Source organism: Bacillus sp. JJ1474 (assembly GCF_036965225.1).
Taxonomy (GTDB): domain Bacteria; phylum Bacillota; class Bacilli; order Bacillales; family Cytobacillaceae; genus Cytobacillus.
The window spans coordinates 1-5,500 of the sequence record NZ_JBALPC010000181.1; the positions used below are offsets into that span (position 1 = coordinate 1).

Below are 5,500 nucleotides of genomic sequence, written 5' to 3' on the forward strand. Positions count from 1 at the left end.
CAAGTATTGTTGTTTAAAAAAAATGTCGTTTACTACAGTAACTCTAAAAGCCGACTACCACAACAATCCAAATATTACCTATTAAATAAAAGTTATATACTAATTGTAATAATTGTAATAAAACAAACTGACTGCATTATAAAAAAGTCTTTTACCGTGTTTATGAATTTTATCTACTCATTGGTAAACTATAACTGTTGCCACCTGCACAAAAAACAAAAAGGATAGCCACAGCAATCACTCTTTAACTAAAGCGCACGATTGTGGAAGAACAAGATAATGATTATGATCGCTGCCTTAAGCTTGTTTAACTAAAGCTACCCGCTAGTTAAAATACACCAAATAGTAGGCTGCCAATAATAACAAAGTTATTATTAAAAGTCTGAACAATCATGTTGTATTGGCTAGTATCAGCGTTCCCGTCTTCTTTACTGATTAGCCAAGAATCCCCTAATTAACTTCCCATACGAATACTTGAAAAAATCAGAACTACCCCTGCTTTTGCTATGAAAAATTTTTATGTGACAATCGGTTTTCCCCCTTAATCAATCGCTTAACTATTTATTTTATCTTTATTACGCTTTAAGTAATATTAAGTTTCAATTCCCTTATTGACCTTTATCGCTATATCTTTTAATATCCATTTAGCAGCGGAAAACACATTATTGGCAATATAGTCGTTCCTCAAGAAGCACGGAGAGGATTTTTTTTAAAATGGAACCGTGCTATCATTAAGGTTTGTTAGGAAGGTAAGGCTTTTCTCCTTATCCGCATTCCTTTTATATAGTTTAAAGAAAGTAGGAGTTGGTAGGATGTTTTTCTCGGGGAAGTTGCTGCAGTTGCCCATAAAAATTTTAACGGTGGCACTGCTGATTATACTCACGGTTTATTTAATCCGCAAATCTATCAATCTTTTCTTTGATAAAACGAAAATCTTGGATGGAAAGCGGGAAGAGACATTTAAGCAATTCGCTAACCAGATGACAAAGGTATTGGGACTGGTGTTCTTCCTTGTTTATGTGCTTAGCCATTTCTTCGACCTGACAAAGATTTTCACTGGTTCGGTTGTTTTAGCGGGTGCCTTCGCATTGATCTTCCAGCATATCATCCGGGATTATATTATGGGGCTGACCTACTTGTTTGAGCGCCAGATCCAACACGGGGATTATGTCATTATCAATGGAAATCGTCAGGGAAAAATCGAGGAAATCAGCATACGCCACCTGAAGATCCGCCAGTATGACGGATACCTTTATTCGATCTCTTATAGTAGCATCACGGAACTTCAGAACGGGAACCGGAAAATGCGAAGGGTGAACGAAAGCCTCGTCCTCAATTATAGGCAAAATCCGGACGATGCCTTCAAGGTGATGGAGGAAGTGGAACAAACATGCAACGAGAAATACAGTGAATACCTGCTGAAGGATGAGAACGGCGTTCCCGTGGAGAGTTTCAAATTCAACCAAATCACTGAACTGAACGTGGATTTCAGGGGGCACCGGTATTCAATATCAGGTCTAGTGAAGGAAGCGGATTTCGCGGAAGCAAGCAAAAAAGTGAGGTATGAACTGGCGATGGCTGCCTACAAGAATGACTTGATGATGGCAGAGAGCGGGGAATTGGAAGCCATGAAGGCTGGTCCTTTTCAACCCGGAAATATACGAACCTTTAAAGAAAATAAGAGGCAAATACTGTTGGAAAAGCAATTGGCTGTTGAAGATTTATAGTTTATGAATCCCTTTCTTCAAAAAAGCAGATTGCTATTTAAGCAGTCTGCTATATCCTCCTTAGATAAACCTTTAAAGTTACTTTAAGTACATTCCTTCACAATCTGTTTTGCCTAAAAGGGACTGGAAGCAAGTAAGAGGGAATTCTTGCTGTACCCCTTCGACTAAAAATACTGAAAGGCTGGTGTATTTCCCTTGAAAATTTTAGAAACAGATCGACTTACCCTTCGCTTACAAACAACCGACGATGCGGCATTTATCCTTGAGCTTATGAACGACCCCTCTTGGTTGAGGTTCATTGGTGATCGAGGTTTGAGAACAACAGAAGACTCAGCTGCCTATATATTGAATGGACCAATTCGTATGTATGAGGAATACGGTTTCTGTCTTTTTTTGGTGGAACGAAAAGAGGATCATGTACCGATTGGAATCTGCGGTCTGATAAAAAGAGATTCCTTAGAGGATGTGGATATTGGATTTGCCTTTCTTCCAAAGTATTGGTCAAAAGGATACGCCTATGAAGCAGCCTCCGCGGTAATGACATATGGAAAAGATACGTTAGGGCTAAATCGTATTGTAGCGATTACTACTAAAGACAATCACGCTTCAGCCAAGCTTCTCGAAAAAGTGGGGTTGCAGTTTGAACGATTGGTTAGAATGCCTAATGATCCTGAAGAACTTAAACTATTTGCCACGATAGAAAAAAATGAAAAACCATATAAATAACCATCATGAATCATTCGATACAAAAATGATTCTAGATCAATTAACTGCTACCTTTTGATGCGTTTACCAATCAAAATGGAATTAAACCTAATATACGTGTATTGTACGAATTATTTGTTCCAGAAGCTGTGATCATTAAAAATACGGATTCGTCTCCTGTCATTTACGATCTTCAGCAGTTTATCGAGCCTCGTGAGAAACTATTGGGAGAAGGGCATTTGATTGACTTTAAGGAAGAAGAAACGTACGAGATCACAGAGATTTTCGGCAATATTGCTCACCGCTTCAGTCTATATTGAAAATCTGGAGTGTTATCTGGCGAAGCTTTTGCTACAATGGGCACGAAAACCATACAATTTATGAGATATATTATCAAACACATATCAAATCGTGCTGGGATAAAAAAGAGTATTCATCCTCATCAATTACGACACAGCTATGCTACACATATGATTAATAAAGGTGCGCCACTTGAAGTGATCCAGAGCTTGCTTGGTCATGAGAAGAGTGAGACCACAAAAATATATGCCCAGCTAAGTGGAAAGTTGAGGCACGATTTTTATAGTAAATATTTTTGAAAATTTAACGGAAATTGAGGCATGCATATAAAAAGGCATGCCTTTTTGTTATCGGGCAAGATTGTTGAAGAACTTTTAGTCAATTAGAATATTCGAGTTTGAATTTATCATTAAAATTGTCAAGATTTTACTTAAACTAATTGATGAAGGTTGATTTAGTAAGGAAACGTTATAATATAGGTGAAAGAATTTCATATATGTGGATTTAATTAATAGCCATTCAAGGGGGAGAATGATGTACACATATTTAGAGTTTGAAAATAAAATGGCTGATGAATTAGTAGAATTTTTAACATCAGAAACATGGAGTTTTCATGGACAGGAGAATCCTACTGAGGAGTCTATAAGAGAAAATTTAGCCAATGGGAATTATAATGAAAACGGGAACCAAACATTCTGGATCATGGATAATCATACAAAGATTGGTTTAATAAGAATTTTTGATTTAGAAGATCCCATATGTTTATTCGATTTGCGATTGAAAGAAAAGTTTAGAGGCAAAGGAATAGCAAAGCATATTCTTAATTGGTTAAGTACTTATGTATTCAATAATTACACTCATATTATTAGAATCGAAGGTCATACCAGATATGATAATTTTGCGATGAGAAAAACGTTCTTTAATAGCGGATTTGTGAAAGAATCTTATAACCGTAGATCCTGGAGACAAAGCGGACAATTATTTGATACTGTTGGATATGCGATGATAAGAGAAGACTGGGAGAACAATACCAAAACAATAATAAAAGATAACTTTCCATACTAACTTAAAGGAAAAATAGAGAAAGAAGGATTCTATAATGTAATTGGTACGTCATTGATCAAGGATATTACAAAAGGTTCTTAATACTGTTAAATCATCTTCAGTTAAAGGGCCATATTGTTGATTAAGTGTTCGAAACTTTTTGCACTATGAAACGTATAAAAATTGCGAAGGAATGTATTTGAACTACGTAGCAGGTTTAGAAGGTAATTCACAACAAAGGGGGATAAAAAGTGGATTTATTATCTTGGATAGCTGTTGGGTTCATCATAATCGAATTTGTTGTTCTTGCTTTTATAACAAGAAATATGGAAAATGAGGTTCATCAAAGTTCAGCTACCCAATCCATAGTTTGGAGGATAGTGGGAACCACAGTTTGGGGGATAGTGAGTCTCTTCTTTGTTGTGTATTGGTTACTTCCTAGACTTTTGTGAAGAACTACACTTAAACAATTGGGCGCTTTTCTGAAATATGGAAAGCGCCTTTCTTCATGAAAAGGGCCATTTTCTTGAATAAGAGAAGGAATTATTCGTAAGTAAATCAAAGTTAATGAAAGGAATAAATGTTCAAAGCACTTTTGAAAAAATATTCATCTCCACTGACATACTGTTGTCAGCATTTGACGTTTACAATAGCTATTGGAACAGCAATAGTTGTATTTGTTTATCCGTACTTTATTGTCACACATTAAATTCAAAATTTCATTTTCCTAAGGAATTAATAATCAATGTAGTTCGTATAATCGATAAGTGAAAACATAAAAAAGGTGGGAATAATTCTATGTTTAAACCAAACCCAGCTAATACTGCAATTGTTATTACTGACCCTCAAAATGACTTTTTGTCTCCAGGCGGAAGAGGATATCATTTGACAAAGGCTAACATTAAACAAAATAATACTTTAGCCAACTTGGAACTACTATTAAGCACTGCTCGTAGTAAAGGTTATCAGCTCTTTGTTTCCCCGCACTTTTTATATCCACATGACTATGATTGGCGGTTTACAGGGAACGAACAAGAGATGTTGATTAGTTTGCGTGTTTATCAGAAATTAAATCAATTTAGTCCTCCAACTCCGGAAGCCGATTATGTTTCAACTTTAGCTCCGTATATCTGGGACAAAACAACCGTCATTGCAACACCGCACAAGGTGGCCAGTCCTCAGACGAATGATCTAGTCTATCAACTAAGGCAACGTAGAAAAGAACAAGTAATTTTGGCTGGGGTATTATCAAACGTATGTGTTGAATCGCATATGAGAGATTTGATCGAAAATGGCTTCAAGACAGCTGTTGTTTACGATGCAACTGCCACGATTAGTGAAAACGATTTTCGTGCTGCTGTTACGAACTACCGAGCTTTCAGTAGCGCTACATGGACAACACGCGAAGCCATTTCAAATATGTAATGATACTCTTAAATAGGCTACTAAAGAAAAGATTATTCTTTGAATAATTGTAATGTTGCAGCCGTTAGATGTTTCCATTAACGATATCCAATAAGTCGATTCTTATAAAATTAAGATTCATTTACAGTGTGTTTCATTAGAAGATTTCCACCATAACCATTGCTAGTCCTGAAACTCTCCCATAACTTAGACTTTCAAAAGTAAAGTTACCTCAAGATTAGTTTTTAGAGTGGCTAAAGCAATTAAACGAGAATTAAAATGTAACTCCTTCTTCAGCTAATGGGCGCTTTTCTGAAATA

The 5,500-nt window shown here is 36.2% G+C and carries 6 protein-coding genes; all 6 read left to right on the top strand.

Translation table 11 applies throughout. The features are described from left to right. Positions 1–812: 812 nt before the first annotated feature. The 6 genes from V7164_RS19845 to V7164_RS19870 all read left to right on the top strand — a co-directional run bounded on the left by V7164_RS19845 (position 813) and on the right by V7164_RS19870 (position 5,201). On the top strand, positions 813–1,727 hold the full coding sequence (locus V7164_RS19845) for a mechanosensitive ion channel family protein (protein WP_335345636.1): 915 nt from the start codon (positions 813–815) through the stop codon (positions 1,725–1,727). A gap of 195 nt (positions 1,728–1,922) precedes the next feature. After that, positions 1,923–2,453, top strand: coding sequence for a GNAT family N-acetyltransferase (locus V7164_RS19850; RefSeq protein WP_335355026.1), 531 nt, complete (start codon positions 1,923–1,925; stop codon positions 2,451–2,453). Positions 2,454–2,554: 101 nt separating this feature from the next. After that, positions 2,555–2,752: a hypothetical protein gene (locus tag V7164_RS19855; RefSeq protein WP_335348302.1), complete on the top strand. Its 198-nt coding sequence runs from the start codon at positions 2,555–2,557 to the stop codon at positions 2,750–2,752. Between the two features lie 60 nt (positions 2,753–2,812). Further along, positions 2,813–3,031: a tyrosine-type recombinase/integrase gene (locus tag V7164_RS19860; protein WP_335348305.1), complete on the top strand. Its 219-nt coding sequence runs from the start codon at positions 2,813–2,815 to the stop codon at positions 3,029–3,031. A 232-nt stretch (positions 3,032–3,263) separates the two neighbouring features. Then, the gene (locus V7164_RS19865; protein ID WP_335355027.1) at positions 3,264–3,797 is read left to right on the top strand and encodes a GNAT family N-acetyltransferase; all 534 of its coding nucleotides are present in this window, start codon (positions 3,264–3,266) and stop codon (positions 3,795–3,797) included. Positions 3,798–4,574: 777 nt separating this feature from the next. Further along, a complete protein-coding gene (locus tag V7164_RS19870; protein ID WP_335355028.1) occupies positions 4,575–5,201 on the top strand; it encodes an isochorismatase family cysteine hydrolase in 627 nt (208 codons plus the stop codon). Positions 5,202–5,500 lie beyond the last annotated feature (299 nt).

What these genes read in the sequence shown, in the direction of transcription:
- V7164_RS19845 (WP_335345636.1), top strand. Translation starts at nt 813, where the DNA reads ATGTTTTTCTCGGGGAAGTTGCTGCAGTTGCCCATAAAAATTTTAACG.
- V7164_RS19860 (WP_335348305.1), top strand. Translation starts at nt 2,813, where the DNA reads ATGAGATATATTATCAAACACATATCAAATCGTGCTGGGATAAAAAAG.
- V7164_RS19865 (WP_335355027.1), top strand. Translation starts at nt 3,264, where the DNA reads ATGATGTACACATATTTAGAGTTTGAAAATAAAATGGCTGATGAATTA.
- V7164_RS19870 (WP_335355028.1), top strand. Translation starts at nt 4,575, where the DNA reads ATGTTTAAACCAAACCCAGCTAATACTGCAATTGTTATTACTGACCCT.